The organism is Nostoc sp. PCC 9305 (assembly GCF_963920915.1).
Taxonomy (GTDB): Bacteria; Cyanobacteriota; Cyanobacteriia; order Cyanobacteriales; family Nostocaceae; genus Nostoc.
In genome coordinates this window covers 20,062-41,836 of sequence record NZ_CAWUDN010000032.1, presented here as the reverse complement: position 1 = coordinate 41,836, position 21,775 = coordinate 20,062, and the positions used below count along the sequence as shown (strand labels likewise).

At 41.5% G+C, this 21,775-nt stretch carries 22 protein-coding genes; 10 read left to right on the top strand and 12 right to left on the bottom strand.

From position 1 onward, the window contains the following. Positions 1-14: 14 nt before the first annotated feature. From ACM0OX_RS14265 to ACM0OX_RS14245, 5 genes are read right to left on the bottom strand one after another with little or no spacing between them, the layout of a single operon-like run. The gene (locus ACM0OX_RS14265) at positions 15-770 is read right to left on the bottom strand and encodes an SDR family oxidoreductase (protein WP_414515589.1); all 756 of its coding nucleotides are present in this window, start codon (positions 768-770) and stop codon (positions 15-17) included. Continuing rightward, complete coding sequence (locus ACM0OX_RS14260) at positions 767-1,771, bottom strand: SGNH/GDSL hydrolase family protein (RefSeq protein ID WP_414515587.1); 1,005 nt, start codon at positions 1,769-1,771, stop codon at positions 767-769. The genes ACM0OX_RS14265 and ACM0OX_RS14260 overlap by 4 nt, the downstream gene beginning before the upstream one ends. A 40-nt stretch (positions 1,772-1,811) precedes the next feature. Further along, the gene (locus ACM0OX_RS14255) at positions 1,812-2,954 is read right to left on the bottom strand and encodes a 3-oxoacyl-ACP synthase III family protein (protein ID WP_414515585.1); all 1,143 of its coding nucleotides are present in this window, start codon (positions 2,952-2,954) and stop codon (positions 1,812-1,814) included. Positions 2,955-2,966: 12 nt separating this feature from the next. Beyond that, positions 2,967-4,724: a ScyA-related TPP-binding enzyme gene (locus ACM0OX_RS14250; protein ID WP_414515584.1), complete on the bottom strand. Its 1,758-nt coding sequence runs from the start codon at positions 4,722-4,724 to the stop codon at positions 2,967-2,969. A gap of 41 nt (positions 4,725-4,765) precedes the next feature. Next, complete coding sequence (locus ACM0OX_RS14245; protein WP_414515583.1) at positions 4,766-5,053, bottom strand: hypothetical protein; 288 nt, start codon at positions 5,051-5,053, stop codon at positions 4,766-4,768. 18 nt (positions 5,054-5,071) lie between these two features. Here ACM0OX_RS14245 and ACM0OX_RS14240 point away from each other — a divergent pair, with 18 nt between their 5' ends. Beyond that, entirely contained in the window at positions 5,072-5,764 is a 693-nt protein-coding gene (locus ACM0OX_RS14240) for a haloacid dehalogenase type II (protein ID WP_414515581.1), read from the top strand. 255 nt (positions 5,765-6,019) lie between these two features. After that, complete coding sequence (locus ACM0OX_RS14235; protein ID WP_414515579.1) at positions 6,020-6,889, top strand: DUF5895 domain-containing protein; 870 nt, start codon at positions 6,020-6,022, stop codon at positions 6,887-6,889. Between the two features lie 78 nt (positions 6,890-6,967). Here the strand turns inward: ACM0OX_RS14235 and ACM0OX_RS14230 are convergent, their stop codons facing one another. After that, complete coding sequence (locus tag ACM0OX_RS14230) at positions 6,968-8,227, bottom strand: murein transglycosylase A (RefSeq protein ID WP_414515619.1); 1,260 nt, start codon at positions 8,225-8,227, stop codon at positions 6,968-6,970. Between the two features lie 3 nt (positions 8,228-8,230). Continuing rightward, entirely contained in the window at positions 8,231-8,485 is a 255-nt protein-coding gene (locus tag ACM0OX_RS14225) for a hypothetical protein (protein ID WP_094348386.1), read from the bottom strand. A 358-nt stretch (positions 8,486-8,843) separates the two neighbouring features. On the opposite strand from ACM0OX_RS14225, the gene ACM0OX_RS14220 reads away from it, so the two are divergent. Continuing rightward, positions 8,844-9,170, top strand: coding sequence for a DUF4278 domain-containing protein (locus tag ACM0OX_RS14220; protein WP_414515578.1), 327 nt, complete (start codon positions 8,844-8,846; stop codon positions 9,168-9,170). 165 nt (positions 9,171-9,335) lie between these two features. Continuing rightward, the gene (locus ACM0OX_RS14215; protein ID WP_414515576.1) at positions 9,336-10,796 is read left to right on the top strand and encodes a protein kinase domain-containing protein; all 1,461 of its coding nucleotides are present in this window, start codon (positions 9,336-9,338) and stop codon (positions 10,794-10,796) included. 48 nt (positions 10,797-10,844) lie between these two features. Here ACM0OX_RS14215 and ACM0OX_RS14210 read toward each other — a convergent pair whose 3' ends face one another. Next, complete coding sequence (locus tag ACM0OX_RS14210; RefSeq protein WP_414515574.1) at positions 10,845-11,753, bottom strand: c-type heme family protein; 909 nt, start codon at positions 11,751-11,753, stop codon at positions 10,845-10,847. A gap of 182 nt (positions 11,754-11,935) precedes the next feature. Between ACM0OX_RS14210 and ACM0OX_RS14205 the strand changes: the two genes are divergently transcribed. Next, a complete protein-coding gene (locus ACM0OX_RS14205) occupies positions 11,936-12,796 on the top strand; it encodes a phosphate/phosphite/phosphonate ABC transporter substrate-binding protein (RefSeq protein WP_414515572.1) in 861 nt (286 codons plus the stop codon). A 213-nt stretch (positions 12,797-13,009) separates the two neighbouring features. Here the strand turns inward: ACM0OX_RS14205 and ACM0OX_RS14200 are convergent, their stop codons facing one another. The 3 genes from ACM0OX_RS14200 to ACM0OX_RS14190 form a co-directional block, all read right to left on the bottom strand. After that, positions 13,010-13,780, bottom strand: a complete 771-nt coding sequence (locus ACM0OX_RS14200; protein ID WP_414515570.1) for a hypothetical protein — start codon at positions 13,778-13,780, stop codon at positions 13,010-13,012. 628 nt (positions 13,781-14,408) lie between these two features. Beyond that, the gene (locus ACM0OX_RS14195; RefSeq protein ID WP_414515569.1) at positions 14,409-17,150 is read right to left on the bottom strand and encodes a GAF domain-containing protein; all 2,742 of its coding nucleotides are present in this window, start codon (positions 17,148-17,150) and stop codon (positions 14,409-14,411) included. Between the two features lie 553 nt (positions 17,151-17,703). Further along, positions 17,704-18,174 carry an NADAR family protein gene (locus tag ACM0OX_RS14190; protein ID WP_335159472.1) on the bottom strand — a complete coding sequence of 157 codons (471 nt, stop codon included), beginning with the start codon at positions 18,172-18,174 and terminating at the stop codon, positions 17,704-17,706. Positions 18,175-18,541: 367 nt separating this feature from the next. Here ACM0OX_RS14190 and ACM0OX_RS14185 point away from each other — a divergent pair, with 367 nt between their 5' ends. Then, on the top strand, positions 18,542-18,712 hold the full coding sequence (locus ACM0OX_RS14185) for a hypothetical protein (protein ID WP_414515568.1): 171 nt from the start codon (positions 18,542-18,544) through the stop codon (positions 18,710-18,712). A gap of 113 nt (positions 18,713-18,825) precedes the next feature. Here ACM0OX_RS14185 and ACM0OX_RS14180 read toward each other — a convergent pair whose 3' ends face one another. Further along, the gene (locus ACM0OX_RS14180) at positions 18,826-19,041 is read right to left on the bottom strand and encodes a chlorophyll a/b-binding protein (protein ID WP_335195003.1); all 216 of its coding nucleotides are present in this window, start codon (positions 19,039-19,041) and stop codon (positions 18,826-18,828) included. Positions 19,042-19,289: 248 nt separating this feature from the next. Here ACM0OX_RS14180 and thyX point away from each other — a divergent pair, with 248 nt between their 5' ends. The 4 genes from thyX (at position 19,290) to ACM0OX_RS14160 (ending at position 21,684) form a co-directional block, all read left to right on the top strand. Then, positions 19,290-20,012, top strand: a complete 723-nt coding sequence (gene thyX, locus ACM0OX_RS14175; RefSeq protein ID WP_414515618.1) for an FAD-dependent thymidylate synthase — start codon at positions 19,290-19,292, stop codon at positions 20,010-20,012. Between the two features lie 100 nt (positions 20,013-20,112). Beyond that, positions 20,113-20,994 carry an Rpn family recombination-promoting nuclease/putative transposase gene (locus ACM0OX_RS14170; protein WP_414515566.1) on the top strand — a complete coding sequence of 294 codons (882 nt, stop codon included), beginning with the start codon at positions 20,113-20,115 and terminating at the stop codon, positions 20,992-20,994. A gap of 83 nt (positions 20,995-21,077) precedes the next feature. Next, positions 21,078-21,332, top strand: a complete 255-nt coding sequence (locus tag ACM0OX_RS14165) for a DUF433 domain-containing protein (protein ID WP_292726485.1) — start codon at positions 21,078-21,080, stop codon at positions 21,330-21,332. Continuing rightward, positions 21,313-21,684 carry a DUF5615 family PIN-like protein gene (locus tag ACM0OX_RS14160; RefSeq protein WP_292726487.1) on the top strand — a complete coding sequence of 124 codons (372 nt, stop codon included), beginning with the start codon at positions 21,313-21,315 and terminating at the stop codon, positions 21,682-21,684. The genes ACM0OX_RS14165 and ACM0OX_RS14160 overlap by 20 nt, the downstream gene beginning before the upstream one ends. Positions 21,685-21,775 lie beyond the last annotated feature (91 nt).

Genomic DNA, 21,775 nt, shown 5'->3' with positions numbered 1-21,775 from the left:
TCATCTACCCTGCCTTACTGTGCAGTATATCCTCCATCAATTATCATATTATGCCCCGTGATGAAGGAAGTCGCATCTGAGCACAACCAAACCACCGTTTTTGCAATCTCCTCAGGCTTGGCAATACGTCCTATTGGATGCGCTGCTGGAAGTTGAGCAATTAAATCTACGGGAAGACTAGCTAGCATATCAGTTTCCGTAGCACCCGGACTCACGACATTGACTCGGATACCAGATTTAGCATATTCGATTGCTGCTGTTCTAGTTAGGGTAATGACTGCGCCCTTTGTGGCAGAGTAAATGGCATAACCAGGTACACCAACGACAGCACCGACAGAAGCCACATTTACGATCGCTCCGCTGTTCTGTTTGAGCATCGCCCTGATTTCGTACTTCAGGCAGAGCCACGTTCCTTTAAAATTTACGTTAACCAGACGATCCCACTCTTCTTCTGACATATCATCGGTGATTAAGCCGGGATTGCCCCCAATCCCAGCATTATTGCAAGCGCAGTCTAAACGACCATAAGTTTTTACAGTTTTATTTACCAGTGCTTCCACTTCAGCAGCATTTGAAACGTCGGTCTTGACAAAAATAGCTTCACCTCCTGTCTCTTTTATCAGGTGTACAGTCTCCTCACTTTCGACGAGCCGACGACTAGCAACCACAACTTTTGCTCCAGCGCTGGCAAATGCGATCGCACTCGCCCGACCAATACCTGATGAGGCCCCTGTAACCAGCGCGACTTTCCCATCTAATTGACCTGTCATAGGTGTGTTCCTTCTCTTTTGATTGCTTTGTTTTGCACCAACTGATAGCTCGATACTGCACCTACACCAAAAGCTAAGACTCCTAACACCGCAGAAGGTTCAGGGACAGGCACTGGCTCAAGCGCTGAAAATGCTAATTTTCCGATTAGCTTATGAGTAGCAGTCGTTGGATGGACTTCATCCCAGAACAAAAACTTGTCTGGAATACACATAACTGGCTGTGTAATAACTTCAATAGGCACGACTGGTGAATCTCCGATGCATGAGTCAGTTGCATTCGTGAGATTGAATTCCTCCGGATCTGCAATAATCCGATTAAAAAGAGAATTAACATCAAGAGGAATAATGTTGATATTAGGGTTTAGTTCTTGACTCAAAAGTTTGAGCTTTGTGGCCAAGCTGGAATTATGTTTACTGGTAAAAGTGCTAAATAAGCTAGAAATTTGACTATTGCCACCTGTAACTGGAAACTTTCCTAAATCCGGCAGATTCAATACCATGATATCTCTAGCTCCAACAGCAGCAAGCGATTTTACCGCCGTTGATAAATTTGTAACACTCTGGGTAGGATTAGGAGTACCTTGGAAAAAGTAATCTAAATAATCATTAGTCCCTGCCCACAAGATGTAAAGGGAGTTTGGATCGGCAGACGGATTTGCTGTTGTAAAGCTGTTGATTTGTTGTTGTAATCCTGGTAAATTGTTAACTCCTATATTCTTCAATCCTGTAGTTGCGCCACCGAAGGCAAAGTTGGTATTTGGATTGAAAGTTAACCCGAGATCGGCAGCGAGATATTCCACCCAAACCGAACCATTAGAAAAACGTTCATTAAAGTAAAGTGGATTTGAGGGAACGATTCCGTTAGTTGCATTAAATACATTACCCGTATCGGAAAAGCTATCTCCAAAAACATAAATCTCGTCATAATCCTTTGCCGAGACTTTGAGTGGAAATATCAAAGATAACAGGTAAAAGCCCGCCACCAGAATTTCTTTTTGCACGATTAACTACTGAGTATGATTTAAATGTTGATAGATAACTTTAACAAGGAGCAAAGCTACAATCTAAGGAACTTTTCAGTGCTGATTCAGGTTCCCCCTGATGGGGAAAAAGACCTAGCGCTACGTTACCCCAACGCATCACACTTGCAGAGGCGACTCCTGCTGCACCAAAGCCATAAACGAGAACCAAATCATTTTCACGAATTTTACCCATCTGTGCAGCGTGATAAAGATTGGCCGCGGTAAGTACTGGCCCAATATTAGCGTACAGAGGATAGAGGTTAAGGGTGCGCTCTGAGTCAATACCAAGTACACGTACACAGAAGCTTGAAAACCAAGCTGTGGCTGTATTGAAAAGAAAAAAGTCAATCCGATCGAGAGTTAAATCGGCTGCCAAAATAGCACCTTCGCAACAGGTGCGTAAAAGCTGCGCCGATTCTTCACTGAGCGCATTTTTTGCGTCCTTGTTCAACTGCATACGAATTCGTGGATTGCCTTGCTTGTTTTCTGTAATATTTAAGGTTAATAAGTCACAGAAACAACTTGTATTAACAGTTTTTGTACTGAGTATTCCTTGGTTAGGTTTGACTGAAGCGATAACAAAGGCTCCAGCACCATCGCCAAGAAACCAAGAAACGGTATCGTCCTCATCGACAAAGCGAGAGTAAGTGCACGAAATTACTACCAGTACATTGCGGTACTCACCTGCTCGTACTAAAGCACAAGCAGTTTGCAATGCTACTGGGGTAACACCACAAGCTCCATCAAGATTCCATGCAGCACCTTGCAGTCCCAGTTTTCGGGCAAGGAAGGCAGCATTACCAAATCCGATTTGTTCGGGCCAAATCGAGGCTACAAGCATGAGATCGACTTCTTCAGGATTAAGTTTTGCCGCGTTGAGAGCATCACGAGCTGCACGCTCTTCCAGCATCAGCGATGATTCACCTGGAGCAAGTACCCGCTGTTCGACAGTACCACGAAAAGGATCTGACAGATATGGCAACATCTCCAAGTCAAACTCGTTGCTGGGGGTAGAGCCAGTAAGGGAAAACAGCCTTCCCAAGCTTTTTTGCTCGATTTGAGCAACTATATCTGGGTATTTCTCTTTGTAGTAATCCTTTGTACGCCTGACGCTGGGAAAGTTAACTGCGATCGCGCGAATACCTACTGGGTGATGCACCATGAAAATCTCCTCTTAGTAATTCGTAGCACCTTGTGAAATCAAATTGTCAATATGACTCTTAATTGGTGCAAGCCGGGTTGGGTCGATTACTACGTCAACAACATACGGACAGGTCGAGGCCATCGCTTTCTCCAAAGCTGCTTGGATTTCAGGTTCTGTTTCAACACGGATGCCGTCAGCTCCCATTCCACAAGCTATCTTGACAAAATCCGCCTGCGGAATCTCTACATCTACATCTTTGAACCCTAGCAAAGCCATTCCCTGGTCGCACATACTATAGCGCCCATCGTTTAGTACAATCCAAACGGCAGCAACTTGGTATCTTACAGCCGTGCTTACCTCATTGTTCATTAGCATGGCACCATCTCCAACTATGGCGACGGTCTTACCATTGCGTGCCAGCGCAGCACCCACGACGCCTGTGACGAAATGACCCATAGATGCAAACCTGGTACTGACTCGAAAACGACCTGGTTTGGCAAATCGCAGTAGGTTAATTGCCCAAGCTAGCGAGTTTCCTCCTTCAGCCATGACAACCGCATCGCTTTCTTCAACTATTTGCCGTTGAATTGCATCCATAAGTACTTCCGGTCGCACTGGGCCCTCTGCACGTGGATTAAGTATTACAGGCTTAGAACAAGGCAGCAACATTTCTGTTAACTGATTTGGGTGTTGTGGAAAGTACTTTAGCAGTGCCTTTACAAACATTCCCACATCGGACTGGATGGCAAACGTTTCGGCAGATGGATATGCACTTCCTGGAACCTCTGGGTCGATATCGACATGCACGAACCCTCGTTTTGGAATCATCGCGGAATTCCAGAACGAAGTCCACTCACTGAGGCGCGTTCCTAGCACCAACACTCGTAAAGGTCGTTGTTCTTGCATATACGTTAAAACTGACGTATGTCCGGCAAAACCTGTAACACCAACAAATTGAGGATGGTTTTCGGGAAAAATGCCCTTGCCTCTAGGTGAACACATCACCGCCGCTCCCGTTGCTTCTGCAAGCTGACGAATTTCTGCTGCTGCACCCCGCGCACCAAAGCCAACCCAAATGGCAAATGGCCCTTCTGAAAGCAACCGCGTACATTCTATAATCGTTTCCTCATTTACGCCTGCGAAAGCAAAAGAAAAAGCCACTCGTGGCAATGATGTCTTAACTAAACTAGTTTGGATGTTAGTGGAGATATTCAAGTGTGCTACAAAACCATCTGGTCGGGCTATACCAAGTGTCAACCGTCGATGAACTTTTGACAGTTCATCACTGCATTCGAGAGTCGTTGCATAATGAAACAGTGGTTCTGAGGTAAACAGTCCCCCATTAGGCATGGTGTAAGTGCTGGTTTCTTGAAATGCCCACCGTCCACGCTGTGGTGCTGAGGTTGAAGGCGACAAAAAAATTACTTTAGCACCCTCCCAACGTGCAGCAAATAACCCGGTTAATGCATTCGTAATTCCTGGGCCTATTGTGGTAAACACTACGACGGGTCGATCGCTAGCAAAATACGCCTCAATGGCTGCAAAAGCGGCTCCAGCTTCATGGCGAAAGTGCAACACCTGGATAGAACTTTGATGTAATGCAGCCCACACTGGCGCGATCGCACCTCCCGAAACACCAAAGGCATACTGTACTCCCATATCTTCCAGGATTTCTACCACTGCTTCTGCTACCGAAAAAGTTTCGGATGGCTTGCTATTAGATAGCTGTTTACTTGAGTTTAATTGTTTAGTGGTATTCGCTTGTGTATCCTGAAATTTCACATCCATACAAACTATACTTAGGAATAATTTCCTTTCTGGAATAACTATTATCCCACACCTAAAGTTAGTAATCTTGTAATATCAATGTAATATGAATTTGTTTGGATAACGCCCATACAACTTCGGTGAGTACTGCTCTCTAACGCAGGTATAACAGTAAAACTACCTTGGCGGTTAACTTGCCAATCTTTAAGCAACCTATAAGTTCCGTATTGCCCTGATAAAAAATGTTTAGAGACTTCACAGTGGATGTGGCGATGCTTGCGGCGGGCTGCGCCAACGCAGATGGGTTCACCCGTCTTTTTAGTTTGTGAAAACTGAACACTATTAATCAAGCTTTGGAGTATAAAAAGGTGATTGAATTAAATCAGTACAATGCTTTAACTTTCGATTGTTACGGAACCCTAATTGATTGGGAAAATGGCATCTTAAGGGTGCTAAAGCCACTTCTGCTGACACACAACACTAATTTAGATAACGATCAAATTCTTGATATTTTTGCTGAATTTGAAGCAGAACTGGAAAAAGGAGAATATATCAAATATCGAGAAGTTTTGAAAAGAGTAGTTCAGAAATTTGGTGAACGATTTGGCTTTAAGCCAACTGCTGACGAACTAAATTCACTTGCCGATTCGATTCAGCATTGGCTGCCTTTCTCCGATACAGTTGAGGCACTTAGAACTTTAAAGCAAAAGTTTAAGTTGGTAATTATCTCAAATGTAGATGACGATCTCTTTGCTTTCTCAGCAAAGCACTTGGAGGTGGAATTTGACGAGATAATCACAGCAGAACAGGCAAAAAGCTACAAACCTTCCTTCAACAACTTCAGACTGGCTATTGAGAGAATTGATTTGCCGCTAGAGCAGATATTACACGTTGCGGCTAGTGTATATCATGATATCGTGACAGCCAAATCTCTAGGATTATCAACAGTCTGGGTAAATCGCCGAGCAGAGCAAGGGGTTAGCGCGAGTTTACCAGCAGTCACTCAACCTGATTTAGAAGTGCCTGATTTGAAGACTCTCGCTGCTTTAAGTTCACAGTAATTTGCTGATTTGAATTTAACCACGAGAGGAACAAAAAGTAGATCGTATTTAGATAGAGAGATGCCAAAGAAAGAATTTGTTGTTAAAAAACTAAACAGGGATTGCAAGATAGATTGATTCTGCCTTACTCTAGAAAAAATACTACGTCAGTTTAATTTTCTTAAACTTTGGAAACCACAGCATATAACTGGCTTTCCTTTCCTGTGCGCCCTGCCGATAACCTTGTTCAATAAAACACTTTGATAGCCTAAAACGATGAAAGCATCTGCTAATTTTGACTTTGAAGACGAGAAATTTAATGCACCGCCTTCTCAAGTCCTTCCCTGGTGTCAGATGATTAATCCTCGGTATGGCACAGATGGGATACAATCTCACGGTTTGGCGATTAAGCTGGATAATGCCAATGCTGTCGGCTTTGTGCCAGATGATAATTGGCAGCAAGTTGAGCATGAATTTAGCTCTGGAGTAGAAACAGTCTTTATTACTGCTACTCCACGCTTGGTTATAGTGCGTCGGGGGCCATTGTCTGTTAAAGACCGGGAAAGTGGTCTCAAACTGGGTACACTCAAAGATAATTATGATGCTTTTTTAGCCGACAAACTTAAATTTAAAACCTTTACTCGCTATCTAATTTTTCTAGTGGGTGAGAATAAAAAGTTTTTACATGAATCACCACTACAACTAACTCTCAATGGTGCAGCCGGAGCGAGTTTTAGCAAAACCTATTGCGAATATCAACAAGGCAGAGTAGTTAGCGGATTCGTTGCTGAACTAGAAAAAGCTTATGCTATCTACCGCAAGCAACCTTTGACATCAAAAGGGCCTTTGTTCCACGCTCACGGGATTTTTTGTCCCATCATTGAGTGTGAAGAAAGAGGTATTGAACCAAATACAGTTTTGGTAGCTTCAACTGTGGATTATAAACATCCCACCGTAGGGACTTTAACGCAATATCTAATTGCTTCCGATGCTCTGGAGTCTGCAATGATTTGTAAGACTTTTGAAGAATACAAAGATTTTGGCAAGGAACCTATAAAATCAGAAACCCCTAAATTGGCAATGGCAGGAGTTTCCAACTCTTACGTTTATGCTGATGAAGATGATTTTGCTTATCCGCCGTATTAAGGCGAGTGAGGAGTTAGGAGTGAGGAGTGATGAGTTTTGAATTAATAACTCCTAACTTCTAACTTCTAACTTCTAACTTTATTCTTTGAGCAGCAAATAATATAATGAACCATTACCGCCTGTGACACCAGCGCGATCGCCCGCTAGTTTACCAGACCCCATAAAATAATCCACCCGGCCCGGCCCTTTGATGGCGCTTCCTGTATCCTGGTCAAGCACAAAGCGGCTGACAGTACGCCTCTCTAATTTGCCACCACTGGCAGGATAGGGAAATGAGTTGTAAATCAGGGCTAACGCTCCCGGTGGCATGAGAGACTTATCTGTAGCAATGGAACGTTCTGCTGTTACTGGCACATGAATACTACCAGTAGCACCTCTACCGCTTGTTTCTTGGAAGAAAATAAATCGTTCCCAACGGGGCAGATAATTGTTCAACTCTTGGGGCTTTTGTCGGAAATAACTAATCAGACGTGGCATTGTCAATCCATTTAGTGGAAGTTTGCCATCTTTGGCTAGTTCTTTGCCGATACTAGTCCAAGGGTAATCAGTTCCACCAGCATAGCCAATTGATGTTGTCTTGCCATTAGTTAATTTAATTTGGGCAGAACCTTGGATATGTACCATGTATGCGTCTAGGCGATCGCGAAACCAAAGCAGTTCTAAACCGCGTAACTTGCTCTTATTCCCTTGTAAACCATCCTTTCCTTCCAAATCAATTCGTTTTGGGTGGGGTTTCGGCCATTGGCTAAAATCAGGTGGTAGCCGATAGAGGGGATACTTATAGATTGCAGTTCTGACACGGCTAGCGGTGTAAACAGGTTCGTAGTAAGCAGTGAACTTAACAGTACCCTTGCCATCGTTGCCCACGGACTGGTAGAAGACAAACTCCCTGCGGACAGCGGCTTGTAATTGCGCTGGTGACTTAGAACTGACAACCAGTTGGCGGAAACGTAGCAAACTCCGGCGGACGCGATCGAGAGTGATTTCCTTGATAGGATAATTTTGATATGCTGCGATCGCGTCACCCTTTGTTAGGTAAAGCAGACTGTTATCAATGGAAGCCAACAGCGCTTTGCGATCGCCTGTTTTACCTCTTTGACCCCAAATTTGCTCATCCCAACCCAAGCAAGTCGGCCGGACTGTACAATCGCTTCCGATGGTGATTGGTTTTAGCGGCGGCGCGATCGCAGGAGCGATCGGTATTGGTATAGGTGGAAGATCGGGAGTAGTCGGTAGTGGCAACGGCAGTAAGTTAGGAACCTGAGCAACAGCCGACCAGAGAGGGTTTACGAGAGCAATTCCTAGACTCAAGGAAAGCAAAGCAAGGGTTTTTCTCATCATTTAGTTGAATCTTTCAACACTGGAACTAAAAATCGGTTCTACCCGGATTGCCACAATCCGAGAAGGGCGTACTACCATATATTCCCCTTGAATATTTTTGATCGGCACGCTAATAAAGTCATTAGAAGCAGATTTTGGCACAAGTTCGCCGCTATACCATTTCTGAAACTCTTGAATAGTAGGAAAACGTACTTCTTCTCGGTGGCCGCTTTCCAGTAGGATGTATACGGCATATTCATTTGCAGTTCTAGCCATAAAGTTGAATCATTTAAAAAACATTCAACCTATTGTTAACCACGTAACCCCCGAATGAAAAGGGTAAGCATACGGGAGGTTGGAAGCAAGGGAGAAGTTGCAGTAAGTTTTTCTCCTCTGCCCTTCGGTCACTGAGCGTAGCCATTCGCGCAGTGTCTCGTACAGAAGTGCTGCTCCTTTGCAACTCTGCCTCCCCTGCTTAATGCCCTATGCCCAATGACTCTTCACTCTAGACGCCTAATCCTTTAAGCAGTTCCTTAAAAAGTGTAATTTTACATTAGCTCTTGCATAACTCTCTAATCAACCTCTGATAAGTCATTGGCATTGTTAAAAAACAGTTATTCAGGAGGCGAAAATTATGAAACTTTACTATCGTGGTCTAAGCTACGAATACGACTCAAGCAAAGTTGACAGCAAAAAAACAGAACAGCCGTTTCAACCAGTTCCTCAAATTGGGCCAGCTTATAATTTGATGTACCGTGGCGTTAACTATCGTGTCGATCCAAATTCCAAATCGGCGGAAGCTCCTCTAGTACCAATAACCTATAAATTGAGCTTTCGGGGAATCACCTATTTTGTAAATAAAACTCAATTCGGAAAAGTTACCGTAGTCTCTCAACCAACAACTACTTCAAAAGCTGAGGTACTGGCGATTTCTGAGGAATTATTAAAGCTTCAACAATAATATGCCTGTAAGTCGATCTGGAGTCTAGTTAGTCATAAACTTGTAATACAATCCTCAAAAAATCTTGCTTGAAATTTTAGCACTACCTACTTTCTGTCTGAACAAACCTTACCAAAGCTGGTAGTTGTGTCAAGATTAATTTGAGGAATTAAGGCTTGTGACACAATGTTAGGACAATTATTAGACGGACGTTACCAAGTCCTCCAGATATTAGGTGGAGGTGGATTCGGTCAAACCTACATAGCCCAAGATACGCATCGGCCAGGTTTCCCAAAATGCGTTGTCAAACACCTTAAGCCCGTCACTCGTAGCCCTGAATTTCTCAAAACTGCCAGACGGCTATTTACCAGTGAGGCAGAAACACTAGAACAACTGGGCTACTATGACCAGATTCCTCGGCTTTTAGCCTATTTTGAAGAAAACCAAGAGTTCTTCTTGGTGCAAGAATTCATTGAAGGACATACCCTGAAAGTGGAACTATTCCCCAATCAACGTTGGACAGAAGATCGAGTTATTCAACTACTCCAACAGGTTCTGGGTATTCTACAATTTATTCACAGCCACAACGTTATTCATCGAGATATCAAACCGGACAATATAATTAGGCGGCAACAAGACGGTAAGTTAGTACTGATTGACTTTGGCGCTGTTAAACAAGTCCAAACTCAACTGCTCACAATTGCAGGGCACACGGGGGCTACTATTATCATTGGTACTCCCGGATATATGTCTACAGAGCAGGGACAAGGTAAGCCCCGCCCCAACAGTGATATTTATTCCTTGGGCATTATTGGTATACAATCCCTGACAGGGTTACATCCGATAAACTTTGAAGAAGACCCAGATACAGGAGAAATTTCTTGGCAGCATCAAGCTAACGTCAGTTCTGAGTTGGCATCTGTGCTATCTAAGATGGTGCTACATCACTTTAAACAGCGCTATCAGTCTGCGGCTGAAGTTTTACAGGTGCTTAAGCATCTCAATACTAGAGGAGAAGCGCGATCGCTTCAACTACCATCTTTGACACCCAAAGAGCAAGAATATTATCGTAAAGATTACCAGGTAGAAGCGCAATCATTTCAAGTACCAGATTTTACACAACCGCCTCAAGCTTCGCTTTCTCAACAAAACTCAATTGGGTATCCGACTGCTTCTATTCTGTCTGGGGAAAGTTACAACCGCTTAGAAAAAATTCTTTTAGAATTTGTCGGCCCCATCGCCTCAAGATTACTACGACAAGTTGCGGCATCAGCGTCCAATTTGGAAGAATTAATTAGTCAATTAGCCCTTCATCTTCGAGAAAATCAACAAATTGATTTTAAGAAGAAAACGATCTTTTTACTAGAGAAACCTACTCTCTTACAAGAACTTACTATAAAATCCGACCAATCTAGTATTAACTCAAATAATTTACCAAACCAAGAATCTCAAGTCATCAGTGAAAAATTTCTGGAAGAGTGCGAACGTGAGTTGGCTGATTTAATTGGCCCGATAGCTAAGTTTCTAGTGCAAAAAGCTATGAAATCTGCTGGACAAATCTCTCGTGCAGAATTTGTGAAAATTTTAGCATCACAAATCCCTGAACCTCAAAAAGCTTTGCAATTTGAGCAACGCTTACTTTCTTGATTTTCTCGAAATTGCATTTTTCTCTCTGTGAATTACGGATTATTAGCTTTAATTATTCAACATGTCCAAAGCTATTTTCAAGCTAGCTTTCATCCGATTAAATGCTTCTGCTAACCCGCCAATTTCATCATGAGAACTTTCTTCAAAATCAGCGCTCATATCACCAATACTAACTTTTTGAGCTATTTTCTCCATTCTTCTGATGCGCTGAATCACATATTTTGTAATTAAGAAGTTAATTAAGAAAACTACGATCGCAAAGATCGCAATTAAAAGTCCCATTATCAATATCCAAGTCTGCTTGGCATTGGCAAAAATATCTTGAGAAGGAACAGAGATTATTTGAGCAGAAACAATCTGATTTAGTTGCCAGCCAAAACCATTTTCCGAGCCATAATTTAGCAACTGACTTTTAGGAGCCCGATCTGGTGTAGAATGGCATCGCAAACATTTGGCTTGTGTAATCTTTAGTGGTTGTGCAATGTAAAATACTTCGCCTTCTGACAATTTACGAAAGCCTGTGATTTCTAGAGTATTAGGTTCGTTGCGAAAACGCTCGACAAGTTGAGTTTCAAAATTATCAGCTTTATCCGCTAAATTGGTTGGATTAAGTGTTGCATCCTTATGAAAAAAGTTTTTAAATTCAGGCTTTTTACGAAAATTTTCAAAAACCTCTTTAGAGGAAAAAGTTGGTATTACTTCAGGTGTGAATGTTGGGTTAGTATCTAATCTAGGTTCTAATAGAGGAGCAATACGATTTTGTGTATAATCTCTAACTGCATTCACCATTTGGATGAGAATCTCCGCTTGAGAACTTACTTCATTTTGTGCTCTCCCTTGAAGTACACTGGATAAGGCAACACCACTTCCCAAAATACTGATGATGAAAACTAATATTAAAAGCAAGTTAAATTTAACACCTATTTTTAAGTTTTTTAACGTAATGTTGTTTAACATAACCTAAGCAACGAAGGTAGCCTGTGAGTTTGTCTAATATTTATTTATACCTGTTAGAAAGCATCTCAACAATATTTAAATAAATATTAATTTTTTGCTGCAATATAACCCCTTTAGGTAGCAGTTAAATTTATCTAAATTAGTCCTGAAAGCCAAATATATTTCCTTAACCATAATTAGTGATGTTTGTGCGATTTCCCCGTCGTTTATTTCTGTTTCATTTACTAGGTTTTACATTTGCTGCCTGCAAACCACAAAATGGAGATGGGGTTGAGGGCACGTTAACTATTGGTGTAATCAACTATGGTGGAGGCGAACAGATAATTAATCAATACGCTAAATTTAATAGTTACTTAGGTGAAAAAACAAACTCATATATTCAGCTAGAGCCTGTTTTTAATGAAAATAGAGCGGTTGAGCGCCTTAATGCTCGTGCTTGGTCATTAGTATTTGCTCCACCGGGTTTAGCGGCTATTGCGATCGCACGTCACCAATATGTTCCCCTATTTCCTTTAATAGGTATTAGTAATTTACGTTCAATCTTCGTTGTTCGTAAAGATAATCCGATCGCTGACTTGAAACAATTGCAAGGCAAAACAGTGGCTTTAGGACAGTTGGGTTCAGCAACAGGATATTATTTTCCTCTTTACAATCTTTATGGTACAACGCTGGCTGAGATACTGTTTGCACCCACACCCAAAGCAGCACTGGAATTGGTCGCTCAAGGAAAAGCGATCGCCTGTGCAGTCTCAGAAGCGGAATTAAGTCTCTACAGTTCACAGTTGGCGCCAACCGAATTTCGCATACTATTTAAAGACCCTCACTATGTACCATTAGGTGTGGTTTTGATTGGGCCAAATGTAGAACGTAACCGTCAAGAATTTATCCGCAAAGTGATGAGTGATTCGCCTTCAGGTTTAGCTCAAGAAGTAGGATATGTACCCAATGGACAAGTACCAGATTACAAATACATGATTTCCGTGGTCGATCGGGTAAGTTCAATTAGTTCCAAGCTGCAAAATAAACCTGTTCGTTTATTCTAATTAAAGCAATAACAATACTTTCAGGCTTTGCTTTCTTTAAAAAAAAGCCCTCCTGTTAAAAAGTGGTACTCAGCTTTTCTACACGGTTATTCTTCAACTTTTTGCTTTCCTTAAAAAAAGCCCTGCTGTTAAAAAGAGCATTGTTATTGCTAAATTTTGTAAAGTATAAACTGAGAAGAAAAAACAGCCAGCAAGTCTGACTGGAAAATAAGGTCAAAAAAACAATTTGAATCGTGCTAGCTGGTTTTTAATCGTCTCTGTCAGGATTTTGTCCAGTTCTGTAGTGTCTTGAAATTGTAAAATTTGCTGTGTCGGTAAGTCGAAGGGAAATTCACCTTCAAAATCTGGGCGTTGCATTTGCGCTAGTAGAATCTGTTCAGATCGCTTACTTTGGATGGCATAGCCAATCTCAATACAGACATTGGGACTGGGAATCAATTGGGAGGCTTCTTTCCCATCAATACTAGCAATGGCCGTGGTGTCAGCTATAAATAACAAACTCTTACGGATTTTCCGCATGATTGTACGGTTAATTCGGAAAGTAGCACCGCTAGGACGAGAAGATTCTATTAATGTTAGGGGAAGACGCGATCGCAAGTTTAAATTGTCTAAACTTTTTCGCAGTTCTTCCTTGAGAATATTCGTCGCTGCGCCATACTCAGTTTGATAGGATAAAAAAATCGTTGGTTCTAACTGAGCCAACACCGCCTGCTTGGTGAAATAAATTTCATGACTAATTAAGTCAATGTTAGAGACGCAATAGCCACCACTACCTTCAATATAAAATTCAATATTTTCCCCTTCCAAATAGCGCCCAAACCAAGTTGATTTCTTAACTTCGTCACTGTCTTCCAAAAAGTCTGCTCGCAATGCTGATTTCAGCAGACTTTTTTTGCTTAAGCGAATGTCTGGCGGACGTTTTTCCAGTTCTGGAATCGGCTCATAATCCTGTAGATACCACGCTCTGAGCGCAATTATTGACATAAGGCGCTATTTTAAATGTTTCTCACTATTCAACTTCGTATAATCTTACACCCAGAGGAGTCCCTATTTCAGACTTCTCTTTAAACACAACAACACCCAAGCCTCTACTCCCTGAACTATCTCCTCTCTTTGTCGATCGTAGTTAGGGATGTACTAACTTCCATTGCTTTTGTAAACAAGTAATGAAAATCAGTTACAGTGCCCCCTAATCTTCTAGATTTGAGGAAACAGCAGTTTTCGCGTTGGGTGTTGCTGTATTTTGACGAGACAGATGTAAGTTAAACAGCGTCTTATACCTCTTACTAACATTTCAAATGCAGCTGTTATATCTGCCACGGGAAGCTTGTTTATTAGCTTCAACTATTAAATTATCACTTGTAGCTGGGAGGAATTTATTTTGCAACTAAACTTTACTTTAAAATGATTTTTAATCAAATTCAATATATTGCACACCCTGGATCGCTGATAGCTATTTATTTAGCTTATATGTTAAGAAAATTATCATCTATCTTGTGGATGAATTTAAAAATTGCTCAGTTAATTTTTAAGTTTTGAAACTAACAATTGAGCATTGGTCAACTACCAATAGTGATTCTTCGCCTGCTTCCTCATCTCCCACTTTCTATTGCTAGTTAACTATTTTGGCTGGAGGCTTGACGGGAATTTCAATCCAGAACTCTGTACCTTTGCCAGGTTCTGAAATGCACTCCATTATTCCCCCATGTTTTTCGACAATAATCTGATAGCTGATTGCTAGTCCCAATCCTGTACCTTTGCCCACAGGCTTGGTAGTGTAAAACGGGTCAAAAATTCGCTTTTTCACGTCTTCATTCATTCCGGGCCCATTGTCAGTAATCCGAATTAAAAGGCGAGAGTTGTCCGCTGAGACTTTAGTGGAAATCTGGATAGTTGGAATTGAGCATGAGTTATTCTCCTTATCACCCCGATCCCGCCACTCCCGACGCCCTACTTCCAGAGCATCTATGGCATTACTGAAAATATTCATGAATACTTGATTCATTTGACCGGCATAGCATTCCACCCGTGGGATGTTGCCATAATCTTTAATTATCTCAATGCGTGGAAATTCAGCATTTCCTTTCAGCCGATGTTGCAAAATTAATAAGGTGTTGTCAATGCCTTCATGCAGGTCAACGCGCTTGTTTTCAGACTCATCCAAGCGAGAAAAATTGCGTAACGACAACACTATTGAGCGAATGCGTTCGGTTCCTACTTGCATTGAGGTCATGATTTTTGGCAAGTCTTCTACCAAAAATTCAAAATCGATCGCTTCGATCGCGGCTTTAATTTCATTATGGGGATGGGGATAGTGTAGCTGGTAGAGACGTAAAATTTCTAGCAGTTGTTCAGTGTAATCACTGGCATGGCACAGATTACCGTAAATAAAGTTAACGGGGTTGTTGATTTCGTGGGCGACACCTGCCACCAACTGTCCTAAGCCGGACATTTTTTCGGTCTGAATCAACCTTGTCTGTGTTTCTTGGAGTTCATGTAGGGTCTGCTCTAACTGAATAGCTTGATTTCTGGCTTCAGTTTCGGCTTCAGAGGTTTGTTCGTAGAGTTGTGCTTGTTGAATAGCGATCGCAGCCTGATCTGCCAGCTGCTGCAATAAATTAATTTCTGTATCCTGCCAATTTCTAGGAGCCTCACACTCATGGGCAATTAGTAAACCCCATAGTTCCATACCCATATTAATTGGAACTATTAAGTTTGCTTCCACTTGCAGACTTTGCAAAAATTCTCGATGACAATCACTTAAAGAAGCCGTTGAAACGTTGTTAATTGCCCGTACCCTACCCTGACAATATAGACGAGTATAATCATCAGGAAAGCATTCTGGTGGTGCATTCACTCCCAAAACTGACTGCCAACTGCCATTAATCTCTTCCACAATCACCGATTGAGTCTTCAGGTAGAAAATCAACACTCGGTCTGAATTTAGCAGGGGACGGACTTCCCGAACGATGGATTGCAGGGTTGCTTGCAAGTCCAATGTGCGGCGAATATGCTCTGTGACTTGCTTGATGACTTTGGTAAACATTAATGATTTTTCGAGTTCAGCGGTTTGCTCTTGCACCCGCAGTTCTAGGTTGGCATTCAGAGATTGCACCTGTTTATACATTTGCTGCTGCTGAATTGCCATTGAGAAATGATCGTATAAGGCTTGTGCCAAAAAGATGTCTTCCAACTTCCACTCAGGTGCTTGCCCTTTTTTCTGCTCTCGCCAAACCTCAAAGGAAAGCCGGGGTAAAAGTTGTCGCCGATTTTGTTCGCATCGTCCCGCCCACAAGATTTCTGTTTCAAATTCAGAGCGAAAAATACTTAACACCCCGATAAATTTTTCGCGGTAATGTAGGGGAATCACCATGAGTCCGCGAATTTGAGTAGAACGGAATGCTAAAGCCAAAACTCGCAAACGTGGTTCTTTATAGAGGTCAGTAGTTGCCCAAATATTACCTTGTTGAAACTCAGCCATCCAGTTTTGCCAGATGGGATGCTGTTCGATAATAGTGTTATCTAACTCGTAGGGGAGTGTCGGTTGGTCGCCCCAAGTGTATAGTTCTCGATTCTCTACAATGTAAAGCCTGCCACCGACTCCACAGAAGGCAGTAATAACTTCTTCTAGGGCTCCTTGTAATTGGATTGTCGGCAGTTTATGCAATAGTGTGGTGACTCGATTAATAGTAGCTTCTCGCTTTTGCTTGGCGCGGGCTTCAGTGAGTAGATTACTTTGAGCGATCGCGATCGCTACCTGGTCAGCAACTTGCTGCAATACTTTTAGTTGCCGCTTCAAAATCTTTTGCGGTTCACTGTGGTGAGCTACCAACAATCCCCACAATTTAGGCTTTGCTGATTGTTCTTGTGGGTCGCAATCTAAAATGGGTACTACCAACGAAGACTGCACGCCCATTGCTTTTAGGTATTGAATATGGCACTGGTCTACCTGCCGATAGTAGATATTAGTTTCTAGACGTTTGCCAGTTTCTTTTGACTGTAGAGGCGATAGCCCGATCTTCCCATTTGCCACATCGACAATCGAACGTTGCCCCACTAACAAAAACATTTCTTTGACGGCTTCTGGAATATCATCAGATGGGAAGCGTTGACCTAATAAGGATGGCAGACGTTGCTCGTGAATAGATTCTGCAATGACTTCACCACTACCATCAGCATCAAAGCGATACATTTTCACCCGATCTGCACCCAAAAATAAACGCACTTCGCTAACAGTTGTCGTTAATATATCTTGAAGGTCAAGCGATCGCCTGATCTGTTTTGTCATCCGGTGCAGTAAATTTCCTTGGTCAAAGCTTTGCTGCAACTCGTTTGGTTTATCCCTACGTGTCATTGCTTATATACACCATGACTGAAGTATAATTTTTTATATATTTGTCCCTGATCGAAATTTTCAACTTAAAATACTTTGACGATCATCCTATTTCAATAAATTCTTGCTACTAATGCGTTTCTCAGGGCATACATGTATTACAAATGTTTTTGGAAATGGATTAGAGGATGTTTGAAAAGTAACAGATATTTTGCTTGTTCCCTGTAGCCCTTGTAAAGTGGATTTAGGGAGATATAAAAACGCTGTATCATTCAATACTTTTCAACTATCATTTCAAGTCTAAAGTTAATAAATTTTTTATCATTGACATTTACTAATTTTATATTCTCAATCATTAAACTATTCCAGTAATTTTACTTAATTTAGAACTGGAATAATTTCTTGAAATTAAAAATATTTTTTTAACATTTTTGCCCATTAATTCAATTAATTAAAATTTCTTCAAAGCAATAACTCAATTATTAGTAATTTTTTAAAATATTTTTGGCTGGGGAATTTGACTATTCCCCGTTTAATTGCTGACTTTATGTTGAATGTAACTATTTTGATTAAATTATTCGTAAATTACCGTTAAAGATAGTAAATTACGAATTTCTTCACGCACACTCATAAGAGTTTTACCGAGATGGTTTTGACCGCTTTTATTAGCACCACAGCCCCAAAAAGAATCGGTTGGGGAGTTTTCAACCAAAATCTCATCACCTGTCTTTAGGAGAACTTCTCGAATATCAGTATGAGTGAGAAACTTTTTGAGTACAGCTTCTCGCATAATTTGAGTTTTAACCAAATCCCAGTCTCGTCGGAGTTGGCGAGTGCTACATCTTCCCAAGATGGCAGCTTCTTCCGGGGTGGTGGCAGCATGGATAAGAGGTATAATTGCCGCATCTGTGCTGCCTACAAACTTTTGCGCTTGATAATAATGCTCAACCGTTGGCCAGTAAGCACCCTCTATGTGGATTCCGTGGAGAGAAAAGTTAGAAAAACAGCCATAAGGCTGCCAAACCTTATAAAAGTAAATGGTCATTTGAAAATTGCTCTTTTATATATCAATTTCAGGGTAACTGAAACTTTAGGGTTCAAAACCCTTCATTTGGATGAAGGGTTTTAACATCAGGTCACGGGAATCACTTTACACAATTCTTGGAACAGTAGATTAACTACCTTGCTCATCAGCTTTCCATGCTAACCATCCCCAAAGGGGCGGTAGCAATCTAGTCTGACATTGGTAGATGAATTTATTAGCGATGCCTGCGGTGAGCTACGCTAACGTACTCAAAGATGCCGCGTTCGCTTTTGAATTAGCCCCCGAACTGCTTCCTGCTTCCTTGAGCGCGTTAGTGTTGAACATGCGTTAGCTCATATTTCTCAGTGGTAAGGAGATCAAGCCCATTATGAAACATAATTCTGATGTGCCGGGACAGTTAACACTGTTGACTGTTGCACCAATTGAAAAGAAAATTACGGTTCACGATCTTTACTGGGATGAAATACTTGCGCCCCAACAAGCAGAGGATAATCACTGGAAGGAAGCCGACTTTGGGGAAGTGCCCGCCACAAGTTAGACGGCAACGGTCAGCTGACAATTTCACTCTAACACTAAGTTTTCCATAAATTAAGAGACGGTAAATTTACCGTCTCTTACATTTTTTGAGATTTATTTTAAATAAATTAGTTTTTACAGACTTGCCAAAACACCAACAATACCGTGTCCTGTGAATACTTCTAATGCTATGAGAGAGACAAAACCAATCATTGCTAACCGACCGTTAAGCATTTCTGCATAGGGAGTGAAACCAGTGCGATCGCCTTGGTCATCTATATATACTTTTGGCTCGATCGCAAAGTTGTTCAGTTTGCCTTGGTCGTCAATGATAGCAGTACTTGTACGCATGGATTTTTCCCTGTCTTCTCTTTATGTAAACAACTGTAACAAAGTTATTAATATTTGTAAAGTATCTTAATCTAATCAAGTAGTAGTCCAAGCAAGCCAGAGAAAAGATATGATGATGAATCGAGTTCAAAGCCATGTCTAAGCAACAGGCTCCGCTCCTTGTGCGTAAGCACTTTCAATCACGGTAGTTTCTCATGGGGGAAACCCCCAAGACCGAACTACCTCACAAATCCATTCCCCAACAGCTAATGCATCGATTTCGAGTAGAGGTTATTGCCAAAACACCAAACCCGCAGCAGGTGATTTATGCCGCGATGCACCAGGATTATACTGATGGGTTTGTGTTTGATGAGCGCGACTCCTGGCCTTCTGAGTCACAAAGCGGCGAAGTTATTGTTAAGCGGCTTTTAGCGGGTGAGAGGGGACACTATGGGCCTTTAGAGCATCCCCAGATTGTTTTCAATTGTGGCTACTTTCCTCACAGTGTGATGCAGCAGGCGCGGACTCATCGCGTTTCTGTATCATTTGATGTGCAATCTTTTAGATATACAGGCAACCAATTTATTGATGTAGTAGAAGGTAAGAAAGACATAGAAGATGTTTTTTACCTACGTCCCGTTGGTTATTACACTGATAGACAAGGCAAAAAGTATCACTATTCACCAGAACAACGAACAGCAGATTTGGAGTGGTGTTTAGAAGCAGCTAAACGATATAAAGCTGATTTTGAAGCGGGAATGTCTGAAGAACATGCTAGAGGCAAAGTGCCTTTTGATTATCGGCAGCATTTTGTAGTTAGTTTTAATTTAAGGTCTTTCTTGCATTTTTGTGACCTGAGAAATAAGAAAGATGCTCAACTGGAAATTCAAAAGTTGTGTGAAATGATGTGGCCTCATTTTGAAGATTGGGCACCTGCGATCGCACAATGGTATGAAAAGCAGCGTCTAGGTAAAGCCAGGTTAGCACCTTAGATAATGGCTGAAAGTTGACACAATTTACGATAGGATAAGCCGAAGCGATTATCCTCGGAGTTATTGGGTTTTATTTAGGGCGATCGCATCTATTTTTTTGATGAACAAAGCTGTCGATATTAGCACTAAAAAATTAATCAGCCTTGCACCAAATAATTGGGCAAAATGGGTGACAGGAATTCCCGACATTGTTACAGGCGAAATCTTAAATACAGAATTCCAATGGATTAGCCGACAAAGCGATGTTGTAATTCAGGCTGAAAGTCCTCAATACGGGAAATTTCTCATCCTCAATGAGTTACAATTACGCCACACATCAGAAATGCCGCGTCGGATGCGTGCTTATGCGGCTCTTGCAGAAGAGAAATATAAACTACAAACGTACCCTGTACTGATTAACATTCTCAAAATCAGCAACAGTGAAATACCTACAAGCTTTGCATCAAATTTTATCGGTTTAAGAGCAATTCAAGATTACCGCGTAATCAATCTCTGGGAAGTTGACGTAAATATTGCTTTTGAAACACCGTTACCGTCGCTGCTTCCCTTTGTACCGATTCTCAAAGGCGGAGAAAACGAGTCTACAATTAGGGAAGCATTGCGAATGCTGCGTGCTGACGAGCAATTAAATCAACTTGAGACAGTTCTGGCATTTTTTGCAACCTTTGTATTAGAAAGTACTTTAGTTCAGGAAATCATGAGGTGGGATATGACAGTCTTAAGAGAGTCACCTTGGTATCAAGAAATTTTACGTGAGGGGCAAGCACGAGGAGAAGCAGAAGGAGAAGCACGAGGAGAAGCACGAGGAGAAGTACGTGGAATAATCTCTAGCATCGAAACAAGTTTAGAAGCGAAATTTGGTAGCGATGGATTGGAGTTGATGTCGCAAATTTCGCAAATTTCTGACTTAGAGCAATTGAAAGAGATTTTACGCAGGATTGTTGTAGCCAATACAATTCAAGATTTACGGAATGTTTTGTAGGATAAAACGATCGCTCCAAATCCTGCTTTAGAGCTAGAATGAAATGAAGGTTTTGACTATCTCATATAGACTTTTGTAGGACGATGGATATTCAAAAAGTTCTACGCGATCGACGAATTATTTCCTCCGATCCAGATATTATGAGTGGAACTCCTGTGTTTGTTGGAACACGGGTTCCATTGCAGACTTTTTTCGACTATCTAAAAGGTGAATCAGGTTTAACCGAATTCTTAGAAGATTTTCCACATTTGCAAACTCAGGTGTTGCAAATTTTGGAGGTGATTGCAAAAGCAATGCTGAATCAGGAGCAAATTATTTATGCTGATTCTGCTGGATGAAAATCTCCTGAGTAAGAAGTTGAAGAAGCCGTTTATAGATGCAGGACATTCAGTGCAAAATGTAGAAGATATGGGTTGGCGTGGTGTCAAAGATAAGGAACTTTTGGCTTTAGCAGATAGACATCCTTTTGATGTGTTTGTTACCTCAGACAAGAACTTACCATATCAGCAAAATTTTCGAGTTATTACACTCCGAGTTTTAGTGTTGGATACACTTAGTACGCGTCCAGACTATTTGGTGCCGTTGATAATTCAAGTTAGTGGATTACTGGAATCTTTAGCACCTAGTTCTGTAACGTTAATAAACGATGAGGGAGAAGTACAACCCTTTAATCTTGATAGTGGCAAGTGATGATATTACATTGAGCTTGTAGGAATCCTCATCAGACAAAAAGGTTGCTCTTTTGCTGCGATCGCACTCTAATTTTTGGGTATGATTTGGA

Excerpts from the sequence above, each read along its gene's own strand:
- ACM0OX_RS14265 (WP_414515589.1), bottom strand. The coding sequence starts at position 770 with ATGACAGGTCAATTAGATGGGAAAGTCGCGCTGGTTACAGGGGCCTCA.
- ACM0OX_RS14255 (WP_414515585.1), bottom strand. The coding sequence starts at position 2,954 with ATGGTGCATCACCCAGTAGGTATTCGCGCGATCGCAGTTAACTTTCCC.
- ACM0OX_RS14250 (WP_414515584.1), bottom strand. The coding sequence starts at position 4,724 with ATGGATGTGAAATTTCAGGATACACAAGCGAATACCACTAAACAATTA.
- ACM0OX_RS14235 (WP_414515579.1), top strand. The coding sequence starts at position 6,020 with ATGAAAGCATCTGCTAATTTTGACTTTGAAGACGAGAAATTTAATGCA.
- ACM0OX_RS14230 (WP_414515619.1), bottom strand. The coding sequence starts at position 8,227 with ATGAGAAAAACCCTTGCTTTGCTTTCCTTGAGTCTAGGAATTGCTCTC.
- ACM0OX_RS14225 (WP_094348386.1), bottom strand. The coding sequence starts at position 8,485 with ATGGCTAGAACTGCAAATGAATATGCCGTATACATCCTACTGGAAAGC.
- ACM0OX_RS14220 (WP_414515578.1), top strand. The coding sequence starts at position 8,844 with ATGAAACTTTACTATCGTGGTCTAAGCTACGAATACGACTCAAGCAAA.
- ACM0OX_RS14215 (WP_414515576.1), top strand. The coding sequence starts at position 9,336 with ATGTTAGGACAATTATTAGACGGACGTTACCAAGTCCTCCAGATATTA.
- ACM0OX_RS14210 (WP_414515574.1), bottom strand. The coding sequence starts at position 11,753 with ATGTTAAACAACATTACGTTAAAAAACTTAAAAATAGGTGTTAAATTT.
- ACM0OX_RS14205 (WP_414515572.1), top strand. The coding sequence starts at position 11,936 with ATGTTTGTGCGATTTCCCCGTCGTTTATTTCTGTTTCATTTACTAGGT.
- ACM0OX_RS14200 (WP_414515570.1), bottom strand. The coding sequence starts at position 13,780 with ATGTCAATAATTGCGCTCAGAGCGTGGTATCTACAGGATTATGAGCCG.
- ACM0OX_RS14195 (WP_414515569.1), bottom strand. The coding sequence starts at position 17,150 with ATGACACGTAGGGATAAACCAAACGAGTTGCAGCAAAGCTTTGACCAA.
- ACM0OX_RS14190 (WP_335159472.1), bottom strand. The coding sequence starts at position 18,174 with ATGACCATTTACTTTTATAAGGTTTGGCAGCCTTATGGCTGTTTTTCT.
- ACM0OX_RS14185 (WP_414515568.1), top strand. The coding sequence starts at position 18,542 with ATGAAACATAATTCTGATGTGCCGGGACAGTTAACACTGTTGACTGTT.
- ACM0OX_RS14180 (WP_335195003.1), bottom strand. The coding sequence starts at position 19,041 with ATGCGTACAAGTACTGCTATCATTGACGACCAAGGCAAACTGAACAAC.
- thyX (WP_414515618.1), top strand. The coding sequence starts at position 19,290 with ATGCATCGATTTCGAGTAGAGGTTATTGCCAAAACACCAAACCCGCAG.
- ACM0OX_RS14170 (WP_414515566.1), top strand. The coding sequence starts at position 20,113 with ATGAACAAAGCTGTCGATATTAGCACTAAAAAATTAATCAGCCTTGCA.
- ACM0OX_RS14165 (WP_292726485.1), top strand. The coding sequence starts at position 21,078 with ATGGATATTCAAAAAGTTCTACGCGATCGACGAATTATTTCCTCCGAT.
- ACM0OX_RS14160 (WP_292726487.1), top strand. The coding sequence starts at position 21,313 with ATGCTGATTCTGCTGGATGAAAATCTCCTGAGTAAGAAGTTGAAGAAG.